The organism is Neorhizobium alkalisoli (genome assembly GCF_002968635.1).
GTDB lineage: Bacteria > Pseudomonadota > Alphaproteobacteria > Rhizobiales > Rhizobiaceae > Neorhizobium > Neorhizobium alkalisoli.
In genome coordinates this window covers 1-961 of record NZ_PVBN01000035.1, presented here as the reverse complement: position 1 = coordinate 961, position 961 = coordinate 1, and the positions used below count along the sequence as shown (strand labels likewise).

The 961-nt window shown below is 60.1% G+C and carries 1 protein-coding gene; it reads left to right on the top strand.

Going from position 1 to position 961, the window contains the following annotated elements; translation table 11 throughout:
* On the top strand, nucleotides 1-961 hold a 961-nt coding region (locus C5L13_RS28415; RefSeq protein WP_158693562.1), incomplete at both ends, for an aldehyde dehydrogenase family protein.

Sequence of the window (961 nt, the reverse complement as noted above, 5' to 3'; positions counted from 1 at the left end):
CAAGCGGTGAAACCGGTGCGACCTTCGACGTCAGCAATCCATCGACGGGGGAGGTGATCGCGAGCCTGCCGGATATGACCCGAGCCGACGCCGCCCGCGCCATTGATGCCGCGCACACGGCGCAGAAAGAGTGGGCAAGAATGACCGGCAAGGAGCGTGGGGCTGTGCTTCGCAAACTCTATGATCTGATGGTCGCCAATGCCGATGATCTGGCCGCGATCCTGACCATCGAAATGGGCAAGCCGTTGGCGGAGGCCAAAGGCGAAATCCTCTATGGCGCCTCCTATGTCGAATGGTTCGGCGAGGAAGCCAAGCGTGTCTATGGCGACACCATTCCGGGTCATCAGCAGGACAAGCGCATCATCGTCCTCAAACAGCCGGTCGGTGTCGTCGCGTCCATCACCCCCTGGAATTTTCCCAATGCGATGCTGGCACGCAAGTTTGCGCCAGCTGTCGCAGCCGGTTGCACCATGGTCTCCAAACCCGCGGCCGAAACGCCTTTGTCGGCGCTTTCCCTGGCGGTGCTTGCGGAGCGTGCCGGCCTTCCGCCGGGCGTGTTCAACGTCGTTACATCCAGGGATTCTGCGTCGATTGGCAAGGAGTTCACTGAAAACGCCAAGGTTCGGAAATTGACGTTCACAGGCTCGACCGGCGTCGGCAAGATCTTGATGCGCCAGGGTGCCGAGCAGATCATGAAGCTCGGCCTGGAACTCGGCGGCAATGCACCGTTCATCGTCTTTGATGATGCTGATCTCGACGCCGCGGTCGAAGGCGCGATGATCTCGAAATATCGCAACAACGGCCAGACCTGCGTCTGCGCCAACCGCCTGTATGTCCAGGGCAGCATATATGATGCTTTCGCCGAGAAGCTTGCGGAGAAGGTTTCTTTGATGAAGGTCGGAGACGGCTTCGAGCCGGGGGTCGTTGCCGGGCCGCTGATTACCGAAAAGGCCGTGCAGAA